At 60.3% G+C, this 16965-nt stretch carries 12 protein-coding genes; 8 read left to right on the forward strand and 4 right to left on the reverse strand.

Going from position 1 to position 16965, the window contains the following annotated elements; translation table 11 throughout:
• Positions 1-195: 195 nt before the first annotated feature.
• Positions 196-1557, reverse strand: coding sequence for a carbohydrate porin (locus PseuLF5_RS23850; protein ID WP_340134841.1), 1362 nt, complete (start codon positions 1555-1557; stop codon positions 196-198).
• Positions 1558-1856: 299 nt separating this feature from the next.
• Between PseuLF5_RS23850 and PseuLF5_RS23855 the strand changes: the two genes are divergently transcribed.
• Positions 1857-2087: a VF530 family protein gene (locus PseuLF5_RS23855; protein ID WP_003227831.1), complete on the forward strand. Its 231-nt coding sequence runs from the start codon at positions 1857-1859 to the stop codon at positions 2085-2087.
• 1 nt (position 2088) lies between these two features.
• The gene (locus PseuLF5_RS23860; protein ID WP_340134842.1) at positions 2089-2727 is read left to right on the forward strand and encodes a Pr6Pr family membrane protein; all 639 of its coding nucleotides are present in this window, start codon (positions 2089-2091) and stop codon (positions 2725-2727) included.
• A 185-nt stretch (positions 2728-2912) separates the two neighbouring features.
• On the opposite strand, the gene PseuLF5_RS23865 is transcribed toward PseuLF5_RS23860, so the two are convergent.
• Together PseuLF5_RS23865 and PseuLF5_RS23870 are read right to left on the reverse strand one after the other, a co-directional pair.
• The gene (locus PseuLF5_RS23865) at positions 2913-3701 is read right to left on the reverse strand and encodes a siderophore-interacting protein (protein ID WP_340134843.1); all 789 of its coding nucleotides are present in this window, start codon (positions 3699-3701) and stop codon (positions 2913-2915) included.
• The gene (locus tag PseuLF5_RS23870) at positions 3698-4273 is read right to left on the reverse strand and encodes a PadR family transcriptional regulator (RefSeq protein WP_340134844.1); all 576 of its coding nucleotides are present in this window, start codon (positions 4271-4273) and stop codon (positions 3698-3700) included. The genes PseuLF5_RS23865 and PseuLF5_RS23870 overlap by 4 nt, the downstream gene beginning before the upstream one ends.
• A gap of 498 nt (positions 4274-4771) precedes the next feature.
• Between PseuLF5_RS23870 and PseuLF5_RS23875 the strand changes: the two genes are divergently transcribed.
• The 6 genes from PseuLF5_RS23875 (at position 4772) to PseuLF5_RS23900 (ending at position 11650) form a co-directional block, all read left to right on the forward strand.
• On the forward strand, positions 4772-5263 hold the full coding sequence (locus tag PseuLF5_RS23875) for a CS1 type fimbrial major subunit (protein WP_123466115.1): 492 nt from the start codon (positions 4772-4774) through the stop codon (positions 5261-5263).
• Positions 5264-5367: 104 nt separating this feature from the next.
• The gene (locus PseuLF5_RS23880) at positions 5368-7890 is read left to right on the forward strand and encodes a CS1-pili formation C-terminal domain-containing protein (RefSeq protein ID WP_267798687.1); all 2523 of its coding nucleotides are present in this window, start codon (positions 5368-5370) and stop codon (positions 7888-7890) included.
• A gap of 3 nt (positions 7891-7893) precedes the next feature.
• On the forward strand, positions 7894-9108 hold the full coding sequence (locus PseuLF5_RS23885; protein WP_128615644.1) for a hypothetical protein: 1215 nt from the start codon (positions 7894-7896) through the stop codon (positions 9106-9108).
• 41 nt (positions 9109-9149) lie between these two features.
• Positions 9150-9893 (forward strand): molecular chaperone, encoded by a 744-nt coding sequence (locus PseuLF5_RS23890; RefSeq protein ID WP_123466121.1) that lies wholly within the window; start codon positions 9150-9152, stop codon positions 9891-9893.
• 33 nt (positions 9894-9926) lie between these two features.
• Entirely contained in the window at positions 9927-10427 is a 501-nt protein-coding gene (locus tag PseuLF5_RS23895) for a CS1 type fimbrial major subunit (protein ID WP_128615645.1), read from the forward strand.
• Positions 10428-10438: 11 nt separating this feature from the next.
• On the forward strand, positions 10439-11650 hold the full coding sequence (locus tag PseuLF5_RS23900) for a hypothetical protein (protein ID WP_340134845.1): 1212 nt from the start codon (positions 10439-10441) through the stop codon (positions 11648-11650).
• A 40-nt stretch (positions 11651-11690) separates the two neighbouring features.
• Here the strand turns inward: PseuLF5_RS23900 and PseuLF5_RS23905 are convergent, their stop codons facing one another.
• Complete coding sequence (locus PseuLF5_RS23905; RefSeq protein ID WP_340134846.1) at positions 11691-16802, reverse strand: NEL-type E3 ubiquitin ligase domain-containing protein; 5112 nt, start codon at positions 16800-16802, stop codon at positions 11691-11693.
• Between the last annotated feature and the right edge of the window lie 163 nt (positions 16803-16965).

Here is a 16965-nt window from a genome sequence, read left to right on the forward strand (position 1 = left end):
CCGCGCTGTAGTCACTTTAGATGACGATTTGGCACAGGCATGGTTCAGATAAAAACTTGTCTAGCTAACGAATTTCTTCTTCGCCTCCTGTGGGAGCTGGCTTGCCAGCGATGGCGCCACATCAGGCGACGTTGATGTCGAATGTGAAATCGCTATCGCTGGCAAGCCAGCTCCCACAGGTTTTTTCGTGTTGCTTTAGAACGACGACTGGATCTTGATCCCCGCGATCAGCGCGTCATCGACCTTGTCCACACCGCCCGGATGGCGGATGTATTGCAGGTTCGGGCGCACGGTCAGCCAGTTGGCGAGGTGCACGCCGTAATAAAGCTCGGCGCTGTATTCGGTGTCTTGCGGCGGCAGGAACGTCGGGTCGTCGTAGTCGTACACGGCGTTGGCGCGGTTGCTCGCTTCGGCGTTCTTGCGGTACGCCGGGTTGACGTGCACGCGGGCCAGGGCGAAGCCGATGTCGTCCTTGGCGCGGGCATCGAACGGGCCTTTGTAGACCACGCCGGCCTGCACGTAGTTGTCGATCGCGTTGGTTTTCTTGTCGTGCATCGTGGCGTTGGCGAACACGCTCAGGCCGCGCGAGTGGTCGCTGGCGATGCTGGTGACTTGCTGCTGCGCGCCGAACCACACGCCGTGCTTGCTCGACGCGCTGCGGTAGGCTTCGCCGCTCAGTGCGGCAGGCTGGCCGTTCTGGTCTTTATAGACGTCAGAGGCCTTGGCGCTGCTGTAGTAGTAACCGGCGCGGTATTCGCCGGGCAGGTCGTTGAGCTTCGGCGTCCACACCAGTTCGACCGGCAACACGGCGCCCTGGGTGCCGCTGCCGCTGAGTTTGAAGCCGTTGCCGCGATCAAGGTTCGACGGGTTCTGCTCGTAGGCGCCGACCTGGGCGTACAGCTCTGGTGTCAGGTGATATTTGACCCGCAGTGCCCACTGGCTGACCGGCCAGTTGTACCAGATGCCGCCGACCCAGTTGCCGACCTGCGAGCCGCAGAACGCCAGGTTCTGGAAGTCGCACGGGAAGCTGTTGAAGTCTTCGCCTTCACCGAAACGGCCGACCTTGATGTCGAGTTTCTGGTCGAAGAATTTCTGCTGATACCACATCTGTGTCAGGCGCGTGGTCTGGCCACGACCCCAGACTTCCTGCGCCGAGGTGAAGCCGCCGACGCGTGGATCGTTGATGCGGTCGTTGCTGATGTTGTTGCCGCTACGCTTGGTAATCGTCAGTTGAAACTCGGCGTCGTCCCAGCCGAGGATCTTTTGCAGGTCCAGGTGCGTACCCAGACCGAACTGGTCGCTGTAGCGCGCAGTGCGGTCGTGGTCGTAGCCGCCGTGCAGGTTGCTGCCCATTTCGCCGGTGTAATCGAGTTTGAAGTCGTAGCCTTTTTCCGAGAGTTCGGTGCGGGTGCCGTTCCAGTCACCGAGCATGTACGGTGAGTCGCTGTCGAAGGCGGGGGCCGCCTGGGCGTAGGTGGCGAGGCCGAGTGCAGTGCAGCCGCCGAGCAGGCGCAGCGCTGAGATAGCGCTGTCTCTGGAGAAGGAAAAATCAGGCATGGATCAGTCTTTTTCGATGTTTTCTTGGGGGAAACCGGGCGCTTCAATGTGACGCAGGCAGTGAAGCGATTCAGCTGAAGGGCGGCAGGATAATGATCTGTAACAAAAAGACAAAGGGCTTTTGCTGACATGCAGCGTTTCGCAATCGGTAACAGTGCGTCAAACGGGCGCATTGTAGGCCGGGTCGCAGGCTGCGATCTTCTCCGGTTGGCCTACATTTGAAGCAAGGCCTTCCACCTGACCGGTCCCTCGGCTAAGGTGCGCGGCTTGTGCATTTTCCCATCGTCCAAAGGCCTGGCATGAACGACCACACTCCCGATCCGCTGCATGGCGTAACCCTTGAACAGATTCTCAATGCGCTGGTGGCGCATTACGAGTGGTCGGGGCTGGCCGAGCGTATTGATATCCGCTGTTTCAAGAGCGACCCGAGCATCAAGTCGAGCCTGACGTTTTTGCGCAAGACCCCGTGGGCGCGGGAGAAGGTCGAGCGTCTTTACGTGAAGCTGATGCGCACCAAACGACCGCTTTGAGATGGACACCGTGGGGCGCCAACGCCTGATCTCCTGCGCGGCCGTGTTGGGCTGGGCGGGACTGGGTATTCAGCTTTATCTGATTTTCTTCGCGCGTTTGAGCATCGGCGCCAGCCTGTTGGGCGGCCTGGTCAGCTTCTTCAGCTACTTCACGATTCTGACCAACACGCTGGTGGCGACGGTGCTGACCTGCGCCGTGACCCAGCGGGAGTCCGCCGCGCGCCGCTGGTTTTTGCAGCCGTGGGTGAGCAGCGGCATTGCCGTCAGCATCACGGTGGTCGGCCTGGCCTACAGCCTTTTGCTGCGGCATTTGTGGCACCCGCAGGGCTGGCAATTTGTTGCCGACGAATTGCTGCACGACGTGATGCCGCTGCTGTTTCTCGGCTACTGGTGGTGCTGTGTGCCCAAGGGGACGTTGCGCCTGTGGCACTTGCCGCTGTGGCTGATTTACCCGCTGGTGTATTTCATCTACGCCTTGCTGCGCGGGCATCTGCTCGGCGCGTATGCGTATCCGTTCATTGATGTGGCGGTGCTCGGTTATCCGCAGGTGTTGATCAATGCCGGGGGGATATTGGTGGGGTTTGTGCTGATTGCGCTGGCGCTGATCGGCCTCGACCGATTGCGCGGATCGCAGTCCTGAATGCATGCAAACCTGTGGCGAGGGGATTTATCCCCGATGGGGCGCGGAGCGGCCCTGAAACCTGCCTCCGCGGATTACCCGGCTCACCGTGGTGCAGGTTCTGGGGCCGCTGCGCAGCCCATCGGGGATAAATCCCCTCGCCACAATTGAGTTCACCCCTCAAGTGGAGGGTGAATAGCAAAAAGTCACTCCTCTTCGGCAGTGCCTTCGGCGCGCCAGTAGCCGACCGCTTTGACAAACTGCTCATCCAGCCCGTGCTCATCGAGCAGCACCCGGCGGATCTGTCGTGAAACTTTGGTCTCCGTGGCCACCCACGCATACAGATTGCCCTTGGGCACCTGCAGTTGTTTGACGGTGGTCAGCAGGTTGTCCTTGCCGCCCTCGCGCAATACCCAGATCACATTGACCTGCGCGGCGCTGTCCAGCACTTGCTGCTCGCGGCCGTTTTCCACTTCGATCACCACCAGCGCCTTGCGATGGGCTGCCAGGCCTTCGAGTCGGCGGGCGATGGCGGGCAGGGCGGTTTCGTCGCCGATCAGCAGGTAGCTGTCAAAGATGTCCGGCACGATCATCGAGCCGCGTGGCCCGCCAATGTGCAGGAACTGTCCGGGTTGCGCCTGCTCGGCCCAGGTCGAGGCGGGGCCGTCGCCGTGCAGGACGAAGTCGATGTCCAGCTCGAGTGTGTCGAGGTCGTAGCGGTGCGGGGTGTAGTCGCGCATTTCGGGCATCGGCACATCGCTTTTGCCAGCGCCGAGCACCAGGGTCTCCAGCGCTGCCGTCTGTTCGGCGTTCTGCGGGAACAGCAGTTTGACGTGATCGTCGGTGCCGAGGCTGATGAATCCGGCCAGCTCCGGCCCGCCGAGGGTGATACGGCGCATGCGCGGGGTCAGGTCGACCACGCGCAGCACTTGCAGTTTGCGGCGTTTGATTTCGTGCATGACACGGTGAATGGTTTGGGTATCGACTGCAGTCATTCGGCTTTCTCCGAGGCAGGTTGAACGGCGGGGCCGTCGACAATGGCTTTGGCGGTGTCGTTGAGCAGGTCGCGCACCCGCAGGATTTCTTCCGGGCTCCAGCGCCCGTGATGCAGTTGCAGGGCGTGACGCAAGTTATGCACCGCCTCGTGGATTTCCGGCGGCCGGTCATGGCCGCGCAACGAACGCTTGCTGACGTCGATGCGCATGCGCACGCCATCTAGCGCCACGGCTTGCTCACTTAAAGACAAACGTCCAGCGTCGGTCACGCTGTAGCGTTTTTTGCCGCCCTCGGCATCGCCGCTGATCAGTTCGCTTTCTTCCAGAAAGATCAGGGTCGGGTAGATCACACCGGGGCTGGGGCTGTAGGCGCCGTCGAACATGCCTTCGATCTGGCGGATCAGGTCGTAACCGTGGCAAGGCTGTTCGGCGACCAGCGCCAGCAGCAGCAATTTCAGGTCGCCGGGGGCAAACACCCGCGGGCCACGGCCGCCGCGTTCGCGCCCGGGGCGCTTTTCAAAGCCGTCGCGGCCATCGCCGTGTTCGCGGTGGGGGGAATGATGGTCTCTCATTTCGCTCTTCTCTCGTCATGTTTAGATACAACTTAAGATATATCTTGAGGCTGACGCAAGGCGTTTTTTTCCCGATCCTCGGGCGGCAGACGAGCGGTGAGGTTCGGCGGGAATGCAACAGGGAATTTTCGGCGGATGTTTTTCGAGGCGTAACTTCGAAATTAAAGTCAAAGCTCTATTTACTTGCCGGAGCCTTCCCGGTTTTTAACTAAGACCTTGTCGTGCAAGGGCAAAAGTGCTGTATGGTTTTTTAACTTAATCTGTATGTAGGGCATAACTTACAGTCGTTGTTTTGAATATCGTTTTTTTGTTCTTTTTTCTTGCTGGTCATGAGGTTGTTGAACTACGCGGTTATCGGAAGTTACTTGCTTACTTTCCAGAGGCAACAGTCGATGATGTTCCGGCATTGAAAGTTCAGGTTGACCTGACCCAACTCCCCTGGTGGTCTTCCTGAACTTTCAATCCACTCCTTTCCATCAAGAAAACAAGGTACGAACGATGTTCAAGAAAATCGCAATCGCTGCTCCTCTGGCTCTTCTGGCGCTGGGTTCTTCGGGAGCATTCGCCGCCGGTGAGGCCGCTCACTCGATCAATATCGTCGCTCATGTGCCGACCAACGGCTTCTATGTCGTGCCGACCGACCCTGATCTGGTCAACAAGGATCAGGACATGAGTTACCAGCCGACCACCGGGCGGATGGGTGAAATCAACGGTTTCTTCGATGTGCGCAACAACAACGGTTCGGTTCACGCCAGTGTCGATACTGCACCGAAGCTGATTTCCGGTGCTAACAGCATCGACCTGCAAGTTGCCATCAACAATAAAACCCTCACCACTACACCTCAAGAAGTGGTTGGCGAGACAGAGTCCAACGATAACTTCCGTGCGCCTATCAAGATCAGTGCCGTGGGTACCACCTTTCAACCGGGTGATTACACCGGTGTTGTTGCGGTGACCTTTGATGCCGTCACTCCGATCATTACGCCTTGATCGAGTGATCAGTAACAGACGTTGACATTCTGCCAGCGTCAACCACCGGGACAGCGCTGCCTGCCCCGGTGGACTTTCCCCATTCGTAATCAGAGTAAGAGTTCATGTTCCCGATGACACCCATCGCGGCTGCGCTTGCGCTGCTGTTTTGCGCCAGCGCAGCCGTGGCTTCCGATTCCGCCGGCACCACGCCGCGAAGTCTGTTGGCCCAAGCCAAAGGCTTGCCGGCGGATTTCGAGGAGCATTTCTTTGATGTGCCTCTGGCTGTTCGGGTCGAACTCGATCATCAGCCGCTGGGCGAGGCCATGGTGGTGTTGTCGCGCGATGATCGCATCACGCTGCTGGAATTCACCGACACCAGTGAAAACCGCTACGGCCCTGCCGAGCGGGAAAAATGGGCGGCGTATCTCAAGCCCGGCGTGCCGTTGGGCAACTGTTCCGGCTCTTGCCCGGATCAAGTGCTGGCGGTGCACTACAACCTGGAAAACTCTCTGGTTTCCATCCTCACCGAAAACGCGGAGCGCGACCTTGAAGCCAAGCGCTATCACGAGCTGCCCGAGGAGGGTAGCCACGGCTTGATGGTACGCAATCAACTGAACCTCAACGGCGGCCAGGATCAGAACCTGGGCGGGCGTTTCGGCCTGGAGGCCAGCGGCAGTCTGGGTAACTGGAGCCAGACATTGAACCTGCAACTGGCGCGCCTCGGCGGGCCGGACGACAAGCTCTATCACTCTATCCATGAACTGCACACCCAGCGCGAACTGCAAGGCAGTTTTTTTCGTCTGGGCTATTTCACCCCCAATTCCGAAGGGCTGAGCCGCCAGCCGCGTACGTTTGGCACCAGTCCCGACACTGCAGTCGGCGTCATGTACGGCAGCTCCGACAGCCTGGCGATCAACAGTCCCTTGCCCAGTGTCTATCCGATCTACGTCACGGCCAACCGACAAGGCTCGGTAGAGATCTGGCGCGACGGCCTGCTGATCAACACCCAATCGGTGCCGGCCGGCTTGCAGACCCTCGACACCCGGCCGCTGCCCGGGGGCATTTATGAAGTGGAAGTGCGATTGATCGAAGACGGCCAGATCACGTCCACTACCCAGGAGCTGGTGTACAAGCCCAGCAACTGGCGCAACCTCGACGAGCGCTGGCGCTATAACGTGTTTGCCGGCGAGGAAAGCAAACTGCTGAGCAATTGGGATTCGCAGTCCAGTGGCAGCCCCACGGCCGGCGCATCGGTCAACTACCTGATGCATCCGCGGGTGATTCTCGGGCTGTCGGCGCGCCAGATCCGCGAAAAGCTGCAGTACGGTACGTCCATCGACTGGACACTGGCCAATCATCTCAGCCTGTACGCCAACGTTTACAAGACCGAGGACTACGGCACCGGTCTGGATCTGCAAAGCCTTTACAGCTATGGAGCGGGCAGTGTGGTGTTGAGCCACAGCCGCAGCTGGCTCGACACCACCAACACCTACGACACGCTGCCGGACGGCACCCGCGTGCGACCGCGGAATGTGTTTGTCGGCCAGACCAGCAATTCGTCGCTGGCGATCAATCACCGGGTCAGCAGCAAAAACTCGATCAACGCCCGGGTGTCGCACAGTGAAGGCAACGTCGAGGGCCTCGGTGCCGATCTGGGCTGGACCCAGCGCACCACATTATTTGGCAGCGACGCCAGTTGGCGCCTGTCGCTGTTTGACCGACCGGGCAGTTACAGCAGTGGCGATGCGCGCAACCGCGGGGTCGACCTGAGCGTGAACATGGCGCTGGGCGCGCCCGGGCAGCAGATCACCGGCAGCATCGGCTCGCGTACGGCCCGCGACGGCAGCCGCGACAACAACGGCTCGATCGGCTGGCGCAAGGACTTCAAGGATCACGTGTTGCAGAACGTCTCGCTCACGGCACTCACCGACACCTATGGCGTCGGCATGTCCAGCCTGGCGAACTTCCGTACCGACGCGGTCAATGGCGACGGCTTCATTCAGCGTTCGTCCTACAACGGCGACTTCACGGGCGGTCTCAACGTCGACAGCACGCTGGTCATCGGCGGCCAGAAAATGCTGATGACCAGCCAGACCGAAATGCGCGGCGCCGGGATGATTGTCGATGTCGAATCCGATGTCGACGACATTGTGCTGCGTGCCGACGACTTCAGCGGCGGCAGTGCGGCATTGAAGCCGGGGCGCAATTTCATCCCGATCACGGCGTACCAGAACAGTTCGGTGAGTTTCGACTTCGAGGGCACCCATGCCCCGGCGGCCACCATTGCTCCGGCGCGCACGCGTTATCACCTGAACAAGGGTGGCGTGGAGTACCGCAAGATCCGCGTGATGAAAACCCTGACTGTGCTCGGCCGGCTGGTCGATGGGCAAGGGCGGCCGCTCAAGGGCCACCACGTGATCAACCATGCCAGCCGTGGCGTGACCGAGGTCGACGGGTTTTTTTCGATGGAGATGAATGCCGGCTCGCCGACGCTGGAAGTGCGCCAAGACAATCAGTTGCTGTGTCAGTTCCGCCTGAACGCCGACAGCCATCGCCAGGAAAACAATGTGTTGATGATCGGGGATCTGCGCTGCACACCGGACACGCTGGCCGATGTCGGCCTCACCGATCAGAAGGCGGGTTGAGCAATGAAAAAGACCATAGGCGGGCTGGGGCTCTGGCTGGTTCTGGGCGTGTCGGCGGCAGAGGCGGCCAATCAGGAGATCCGGGCGTTGTTTACTCCGGACCGGGCGCAACCGAACAAGAACGTGTTCGTCAACCAGACGCCCAACAGCGGCTACTGTGCCAACCTGCCGGGGGAGTGCGCGTCGAACAATATGTTCAGTATCCAGTTGCCGATCCGGCTGGACTCCACGCGAGCGCTGCTGCCAGGCGTGGGCATCGCGTTGAAGGTTCCGGCCAACTGGCGGCCACTGACAGTGATCAATGCAGAAACCCAGGAATTCGAAACGGTGGAAGTGCGGATCATCGGCATCGGTTCCAGATTCACCCTCAGTGACACTGCCGCGAACCTGGTGGGGGTCGAGAACGCTCTCGAAGGCCATCGGAAATTGTGGACCGGCAGCAGTTGGGTTTACGCACCGGCGCCCTGCCTTTACAGCGGCGTGGGTACTTATACGCCGCAAAGCTATGGGTTTTTCTGGAAGGCCCCGGTGGAAGCGACGTGCACCAAGGTTGCGGCGTACACCATCCCGTCGATGTATTTCGATACCGTCGATTTTGCCTACGAACTGCGTACCCCCAATCCGTTGGGCATGTCTTCCGGGCTCTATACCGGTTCGATGTCGTACAGCATTGGCCCGACCGGTGATTTCAGTTTCGGGCCACTGTTCACTCCGGACGATGGCAGCCTGACCCTGGACTTCGTGCTGGATGTGCAGCACACCCTCAAGGTCGATCTGCCGCCGGGTGGCAACAAAGTGCTGCTCGAGCCCGAAGGCGGCTGGCAACCCTGGATCGACAGCGGGCGCAAACCCGCGAGGATTTATCGTGATCAGCTGTTCTACCTGTCTGCGTCCTCGCGTTTCAAAGTCATGATGCTGTGCAACTCGCTCGGCGGCACACGCTGCCGGCTGAACAGTCCGCAGGGCAATACCACCGAGGTTGAAACCTTTCTCAGTCTGCCGCCGGGCATCACCGGGCCGGGCGGCGGCGAGGTGAAACTGCACCGTTTGCGATTCGACACCTGGGCCGGGCCTTTCCAGCCCGACCTCTATCTGGATCGCAAGGCCGGCTCACTGCGCTTCGAGATGCCCAAGGACGCCATCGACTTTCTCCTGCGCCCCGGCATGAGCGACACGCTCAGCGGCAGTATCACCATCATTTGGGACTCGGAAGTTTGAATGTCCGCGGTGACCCTTTGTCTTTCATGGAGCTGAAAATAATGAATCGCTTGTTTTTGCTGGGCCTGCTCAGCGTGTTTTGCCTGCCGGCGCAGGCCGGTCCGCAGATTAACGTCGGCACGGTTTACGACTACCTGGAAGCCGGCCAGAGCACCTACCTGAAGCGGGTCTTCAACAGCGGTGATGCCACGGCATTCGTCAAGGTCAATGTGCTGGAAATCATCTATGGCGCTGACGGCACACCGCAGGAAGTCGCCGTGGAAAACGCCGCCGACGGCGCCTCGCGCAATGGCTTGATGGCCAGTCCTGCGCGGTTGATCGTGCCGGCTCAGGGCATGCAGGGTACGCGTTTGTTGTACATGGGCGAGCGTGACCGCGAGCGCTACTTCCGTGTGCGGTTCGTGCCGGTGGTGCCGGAGAAGGAAGATGAATTCGCCGTCAGCGGCGAGGAACGTGATGCGTATAAAAAGACCCTCACCGCCGGCGTCAACGTGATGACCGGCTTCGGCACGGTGTTTTTCGTGCGCCCCAAGGACGCGCGTTTTGCCACGTCCGTCAATGAGACCGCCAGCCGCTATGAACTGCGTAATGACGGCAACACGGTGGTGATCATCGACGAATTCAAGAGCTGTTCGCTGAGCAACGAAACCGAGTGCGGGGCGACCACCAAACATCACGTGCTGGCCGGCAAGGCTTTCGCCTTCGATAAGGAAAAAGGCCGTGAATACCGTTTCTTCCTGATCGAGGGCGCCGATAAAAAAGCCCTGAAGGTCGTCAGCCGCTAGGCCTGCTTTCCATTGACGCAACGGGTAACCAACATGATCAAGCAATGCACCGCCGTCGCGCTGATGGCCATGGCCGGTCTGACCGCCGACGCCGTCTGGGCGGCCCGTGAGGAGCACACCTTCGAGGTGTCCCTGATTGTCCCCAGCCGGCCGTTTTACATCATTCCGGCAGAGTCGGACTGGATTCACCGGCCTCAGCGGCTTGAATGGAATCACGCCAAGTCGAGCCTGGGCGGCTTGCACAAAAACTTCGATGTGCGGCACGACACCAGCGCCATCGAAGCGCGCCTGGAAAGCTCGGCCTACTTGTCCAATGGCCGGGCGGGCGAGGACATCGCGCTGCGGGTCAGTTTCAATGGCGTAGAACTCAGCGCAGACATGACGCCGCGCCAGGTGGTCTCGCAGGAAGAAGCGGCAACGGGCAAGCGCGTGCCGCTGGAAATCGAACCGGTCCAGCCGCCGGGCGGCTATCGCCCAGGGGATTACAGCGGCAATGTGCTGTTGCTGTTCAACGCCAGGACGCCGGGCGCATGAGGGGGCCCAAGATGAATACGATGATCAAGGCCACGTGTGCGCTTGCGTTGACGAGTTTGTTCGCGACCCAGGCGAATGCGGTCACTCTGGACATCACGGCGAATTTCCGCCCGGACCCTTCCAACCCCGCGCGCAATGAGTTCGTGAACACCACGCCACCGGGAGGCTATTGCGGAGACCATCCTTCCTATTGCGAAAACGGCGTCTTCAGTGTCGGATTGCCCATTCGCTTCAAGTCGACGGGGCCCATTGCAGCCCTGCATGACGAACGCAAGGGGCCGATGTTCAGGGTGCCATCGTCATGGCGCGACATCACGGTGATCCATGAGGGCACGGGGGCAAGCGAAACGGTCAGAATGCGTGTCAACGGTATTGGTGCGGCTTATACCATCAGCAAGCCTTTGCCGGTGGGCGTCTGGGATGCGAGCTGGGTGAATGCACCCGCGCCCTGCCTGGTCGGTGGCGTTGGCTATGGCAATGCCTACTATTACGCTTTTTTCTGGCGAGTGCCGGCGGACGCGGGTACGTGCGCCAAACAAGCGAAAGTGACGATCGACGAGGACTATGATTTTGCGTATGTGGACGCCGGATTCTCGTATCAGTTGGTGACGCCCAACCCGCTGAAAATGACCTCCGGCGTCTATCGCGGAACGCTGAACTATAGCGTCGGGCCGCACGGGGATTTCGACATGGGCGATGTCATGTCGCCTGATGACAGCCTGATCAGCCTGAACTTCACCCTGACCGTCGAGCATACCTTGAAAGTCGACCTTCCCCCCGGAGGTCAACATGTGGTGCTCGAACCCGCAGGCGGCTGGCAAACCTGGCTGAGTCAGGGGCGCAAGCCGACGCGGCTGTTTCGCGACCAGACGTTCCATATCTCGGCGTCCAGTCGCTTCAGGATGAACCTGCGATGTCAGTACTCCATGGGCAATAACTGCGCGTTATGGGAGCCGACGGCAGGGCACGCAGCGCCGCTGGAGGTCAGTGTTTCGTTGCCCAACGGCCTGACCGACAGCTCAGGCCAACCGGTCAATCGCCATCGTCTGCTGCGTGATGTCAGCGGCTCCGATATCTTCCAGCCCGGTGTGTATTTGGATCGCAAGGTCGGTACGTTGCATTTCGAGGTCGCACGGGACGCGGTGGACGAAATGATCCAGCCCGGCACCGCCCGACAGTACTCGGGCAATGTCACGGTCATCTGGGATTCCGAGGTGGGTTGAAGGTCACCGGCCCCTGTAGCGGGCCGGTTCACGGTGTGGTTCAGAGGCCGGCCCGGGCCAGGGCTTCGCGGGTCAACTGGCGGGACAGGTCGTTGCGGGAGTAGGCGATGTCGCTCAAACAGGCGTCGTAACTTGCCTGACTCATGGCTTCGCCACTGAAGATGCCCTTCTCGTCGAGCCCCAGATCATTCGCCAGTGTCGTCATCCTTTTCGCCAGTGGGTTCAGTCGCGCCACATCGGTTTCTTTCGCCCATTGCGCTTGCGCATCACGTAGCTCATCGAGCCATGACAGCTTGTCCACTGCCAGTTGGTCGCTGGCGGTATAGCGATCCGGATGGGTCGTGCGCAAATGGCGCTCCCAGAACGGATCGCTGTCCAGTTCGATCATGGCGTTGACCAGCCCGTCGCCTTCCTCACGCTTGATGATCGTGTCATGGGCGGCATTGATTTTCTGCTGATCCACCCCCGAGCGAGGCTGATACAGCATGCCGTCGGATTGCCAGGGCAAATCCAGGCGCTGGGCCAGTCCCGTCTCGTACGCCAGATGAACTTCCACTTCGTCCGGCGCGAGATAGTTCGGGTTAGTCAGATTCTGCTGCGTCTGTAGTCTGACTTCTTCTCTGGCGGCCTCGCTGACGTGCTGCAGCCGAGCAGCACTGCGGGCCAGGCGTACCAGGCGGGTGTCCAGCTCCTCTGGCGTGTGCGACTCTTCGTAGGCTTTGGACACCAGCACTTTCATGCCCAGGGAGTTGAACAGCTGGGCACCGAGATCCCCGCAATCGTCCGGTGACACAATCTGTTTGAACAACTTTTCGCGCAGTGGCGTATCAAGTGCTGCGGCTTCGATCATGTCCCAGACCCGCTTGGTCAGACGGCGCCGGGAGCGCTCGTCGCGGTAATCCTGGCTCAGGCGTTGATGGCGGATGACACTGAAAAAACCTTCGGATTCGGGTTCCGCCCTCAGGTCATGCCAAGACTCCTCGCGGTACTTTTGGAATGCTTGCGACGGGCCGAAAGCCTGGCGATCGTCGGGAAATTGTTTCCAATAGCGGAGCTCGTCAGCGGCGGCCGGCTCGAAAACTTGCTGGCGCGCGAAACCCGTGGATTGGCGGTAGCCCTCCAGTCGGGCGACGTCATCGGCGGCCAATCTGGACCGATCAAAGCGTGCCCGGCTGAGAATGAAGGCCTGCACGGATCCCGGGGTGACTTCGGGCAGATGCCTGATCGGGGTGTCGCGCATGTCCAGCAGGAATCGCCGTGGGCGGGGTTTGTCCTGCGCACCGACCTTGAACAACCCCTCGGGCCAGTCTTCGAGCCGAGTGTTGGCCAGACTCAATTCGTGCAACCGATTCATCTGCCCGACATCGGGCGCACGACGCAAGGGATTGCCGTTCAGATTGAGGGTTTCCAGTCGGGTCAGCTCGCTGATGCTCTCGGGAGAGGCAATATTGTTGTCGGCCAGATCCAGGTCGCGCAGTTCTCGCATCCGGCCGATGGCGGGTGGCATGTCTGTCAGTGCGCACTGGCGGGCGCTGAGTTGGTGCAGGTGCGGGAAGCTGTCCAGCAAGCCGTCGGCACCGGCGGAAAAACGCGCGTTGTCGAGTTTCAACGCGCGGATCCGGGCAAGGTGCAGGTCGATTCCGGGACGCTGGCGCAGTTTCTGCCAGTGGCGATCCAGATTCGGACCGGGAAAATCAGAGGACAGGTCCAGTGTGTAGCCCTGGTCGGGGTGGCTGCTGCGCTCACCGAAAATCTTGCCTTCGCGCTTGAAGCAGTCCATCAACGCGTCCTCGATTTTCTTCCCGCCGTTGCGCAAGTAGTCCGTTGATACGCCTGGGATGGGTTCTCCGGAGTTGTCCAGCTCGGGCGGATAGCTGTCTCGCCAGCTTTGCAGGGTCTTGCGCAAATGCTCAAGGTCGCTTTCCAGTCGTGTGATGGCTGCGCCGGGATCACCTTTGTTTTGCAAGGCATTGAGAAAGGCTTTCAGCTCTCGCTCGTTCATTTTCGGGTACAGCTTCTGGAGCCGCTCTTCAGGGGTACTTTCTCTCCAGAGGCGCGGCCAGCCACGCAGCAGGATCTGGGTTTCCAGGGGCACCACCGGACGAATCGGTGGCTGCGCAAGCAAGGTGCGCCGTTCGGCGGGGGGGGCGGATTTTTCCATGATCCAGTCTTTCAACAACCGGCCTTGATTACGGGTGTAACCCAGTGCCGTGCGTTGTTGATCGGGCAGGGCGTTGAGCAGGGCGCGAAAAAAATCACCCGGCTCATGCAGGGAGCGGCCGTTACCGTCCAGCACTTCGTACTGACCGAACTGATGCCTGATCAGTTGTCGCACCATGACGGCATCCTGTGGCCCGGCACTGCAGCGCAACGGTCCGTCACGGGTGCCGTCGCGCACTTCGATGCGCAGCTCGGAAAACGTGTCGCTGTAAAATCTGAGGGTATTCAACGCCAGCCGCTCGGTGTCCGGCAGCATCTTTTCGTCGTGGTAAAAGCCGTCGTAGGCGCGGGCGGCGGCGGCTTCGAAATCCAGTTCCCGGGCTCGTGCCTTGAGGCCCAGGGGTAGATGCGATTCGTCGGCAATACGCCGCAGGTCGGTGGCCCTGGCCTGGCTCAGGAGCTTTTCGGCCAGCGGCAGCGGCAAATCAGGAAAGCGCCGTCGCAGCACGCGGACGTCGACTTTTTTGGAGCGTTCACCGAAGCGATACAGGTACTCGGACACTTCGCCCTGACGCTGCCGGACGGCATCGGCCAGCACGTTGCGCAACGCCTGGGGACGGTCGGCGGCGGGCACGTCACGACCGAGGAGTTTATGCATTTCGGTGTCATCGAGAAAGGTCACGAGGCGTTCGGGCAACCGGCCGGCAACGAGGTCGTGGTGGCTGATGGTCAGGGTATCGGCGTCGGTTGCACCGGGGTTGCCGTACTTGTGCGTGGGGCCGTTCCATTGCAGCGGATCATGTTCGACTTGAATGGCCCGCTCCGGCGGCCAGCCGGGTATCGCGGTGGCGATGGTTTCAAACCAGGCGGATTGCGGATCAATGGGCTGGCCGGTGCGAATACGCTCGATGGCGATCTGCGTGTCGTCATACGCGGTGAAGCGATTGATCGCATCGGCCAACAGGGGCGGCGGCGGGCTGTGGTCGCTGTGCATCCGGCGCAGTTCCTGGTGTTCGGTGCCACTGCTGATGCGGATCTGTTCCAGTTGCGCAGGCGAAAAACGCTCGACCTTATAACCCATGCGCTGCATCAGACGGATGTCCGACCATTCGCTCGGATGCTCGGCTTCGTGCAGCCATGCGCCGTGTTCGTTATGTTCCAGGGTCGGTCGATAGGCGTTGACGCGATCGGGATGTTTGATCCGGTGGGTGCGCGACTCCGGGTGCGGCGAGGCTTTTTCGATGCGGTAGAGCTTGCCCTCCAGCGGCAGGAGGCTGTCGCTGCCTTGTTGATGCAGGCCATGGTTGTCGGGTTGCGCAGTGGCCGGCAGGTTGAGTCTTTTCTGTTCATAAGGCGTCAGGTCCGGATGCCACAGCGCCGGTTTGCCGTCAGGCAACCGCACCGGTTTCATGCCTTCTACCAGCGGCGACAGTTTGATCTTGAAGACCTCACCGATCTGCGCCCCGGCGCTGAATGCCGCCAGTTGAATCAGGTCGGTCACCACGCCGATCACATGCTCGGCCACTTCCTGCCAGAGGCCTTCGGCCAGATCCACCAGGCCTTCGACGACTTCGGTGGTGAGCTGATAGGCCGTGTAGGCCATCATCAATTCACCCAGCCCGGGGACGAACGGGGTAGCGATCATCAGCGCAACATTGAAGATGTCGGACACGATTTTCTTGAAGTTGTCCCACCAGGCCCAGCGTGCGTTGCTGTCGGTATCGGCGGTGGAGACGGCGATTTCCCGGCTGTCGTTGAGGATTTTGTTGAGCTTTTGCTGGTAGGCGTGGCGCCAGTAATCGCCCTGTAATTTCACCCTGCCGAACTGCAGGTTGGGGTTGTCCCGCGGGTCCTTGCGCCACGCCGGCCGCTGGTCGGTGGGATCCTGACGCGGGTGATACCTGACAATGAACAGGCGTTGCTCAAGCTCGGCAAGGAAGAGCCCGCGCTGCTGGTGGTCGACGAACTGACTGAAGAACTGGCGGTAGGTCAGTTGGGTCGACTCGCTGTATCGGTCCTCGCGAAACTGGCGCACCAATTCATCGCGGAAGGCTTTCAGAGAGCTGTACTCCTTGAGCGGGTGATCCGGGTCGTGGGGAATGTAGACGATCAGGCGTCGAATCCCGCGGCTGTCCGATACTGTGTGTGTCAGCACCAGGACCCCGGTCAGCCGGGTGCCGAGCAGCGACAGGTCAGAGCACTGCATCGAGCGGCCATTGAGCAGCAGTTGCGGTTTGTCACCGGCCAGGCTCAAGAGCATTTTGTAGGCGTCGTACTGGATATCTTCCTTGATCAGCGCCACATGCGCGGCGACGGCGAGGGCGTCCTTCTGACTCTCGTTCACCTTGTATTGCAGCACGCTCTCGGCCAGCGGTTCGCCGGGCAGCAGGTAGCTTTCCAGGTGTTTTTTGAACTGTGCACCGATATCCAGATCGCGGCACAGCGTCTGAAACTGGCTGATGGGCATGGCGCTTTTGATCGGCACGATATCGAACAGACCACGTTCATCGGGCCGGCTGATGTAGTCAGAGCCATGACCGACCGTTTCACTGCTGGCAAAGTTGTGCAGGGCGGCATCCAGCAGTGAGACGGTGTGGGTCACGATGCCGCCGGAAGTATCAATGGCGTACCACGGCTGTTCCTTGGGCAGGTACAGGCGCAGAAAGGTGTTTTTGACGTCCGGCTCGATGCCGTGCCGCTCCTTGATTCTGGCCTTGAGCAGAGGCTCGGCGAAGGCATAGAGATCGGTTTTCGCCAGCAGGTGGTCAACCTGATTCTGTGAATCCCAGGCCTTGAGGTTGGCCGCATCGAGTTTGCTCAGATACGCCGAAGGCGCATCGGTGTACCAGGGTTCAACTTTCAGCGGCGTGGCTGCCAGCGCGAGAACCCGGTTGGCGGTGGCGATTTTGAAGGTGTTGTTGACGGCGGACTTGATGAATTCGTAGTGCCGTCCTTTGTCCGCGTTTTCCGCAGGCAGGGCAGAGAGAGACATGGCCAATCATCCTTGATTGTTGAGGAGTGATCAGCCTACTCAGGGCAGGGCAAAACAAAAGTTCAAAGATCGGGAGGCAAACCGCGTTGCGGGTCACCAACCCGACAAAAATTCGAATCTGAAAAATACATAGATACCACCCGCCGGAAAGAAAATTCGTCAC

Source organism: Pseudomonas sp. LF-5 (genome assembly GCF_037626295.1).
GTDB lineage: Bacteria > Pseudomonadota > Gammaproteobacteria > Pseudomonadales > Pseudomonadaceae > Aquipseudomonas > Aquipseudomonas monsensis.

Excerpts from the sequence above, each read along its gene's own strand:
- PseuLF5_RS23885 (WP_128615644.1), top strand. The coding sequence starts at position 7,894 with ATGAAAAAGACCATAGGCGGGCTGGGGCTCTGGCTGGTTCTGGGCGTG.
- PseuLF5_RS23875 (WP_123466115.1), top strand. The coding sequence starts at position 4,772 with ATGTTCAAGAAAATCGCAATCGCTGCTCCTCTGGCTCTTCTGGCGCTG.
- PseuLF5_RS23865 (WP_340134843.1), bottom strand. The coding sequence starts at position 3,701 with ATGACTGCAGTCGATACCCAAACCATTCACCGTGTCATGCACGAAATC.
- PseuLF5_RS23880 (WP_267798687.1), top strand. The coding sequence starts at position 5,368 with ATGTTCCCGATGACACCCATCGCGGCTGCGCTTGCGCTGCTGTTTTGC.
- PseuLF5_RS23900 (WP_340134845.1), top strand. The coding sequence starts at position 10,439 with ATGAATACGATGATCAAGGCCACGTGTGCGCTTGCGTTGACGAGTTTG.
- PseuLF5_RS23890 (WP_123466121.1), top strand. The coding sequence starts at position 9,150 with ATGAATCGCTTGTTTTTGCTGGGCCTGCTCAGCGTGTTTTGCCTGCCG.
- PseuLF5_RS23855 (WP_003227831.1), top strand. The coding sequence starts at position 1,857 with ATGAACGACCACACTCCCGATCCGCTGCATGGCGTAACCCTTGAACAG.
- PseuLF5_RS23850 (WP_340134841.1), bottom strand. The coding sequence starts at position 1,557 with ATGCCTGATTTTTCCTTCTCCAGAGACAGCGCTATCTCAGCGCTGCGC.
- PseuLF5_RS23895 (WP_128615645.1), top strand. The coding sequence starts at position 9,927 with ATGATCAAGCAATGCACCGCCGTCGCGCTGATGGCCATGGCCGGTCTG.
- PseuLF5_RS23870 (WP_340134844.1), bottom strand. The coding sequence starts at position 4,273 with ATGAGAGACCATCATTCCCCCCACCGCGAACACGGCGATGGCCGCGAC.
- PseuLF5_RS23860 (WP_340134842.1), top strand. The coding sequence starts at position 2,089 with ATGGACACCGTGGGGCGCCAACGCCTGATCTCCTGCGCGGCCGTGTTG.
- PseuLF5_RS23905 (WP_340134846.1), bottom strand. The coding sequence starts at position 16,802 with ATGTCTCTCTCTGCCCTGCCTGCGGAAAACGCGGACAAAGGACGGCAC.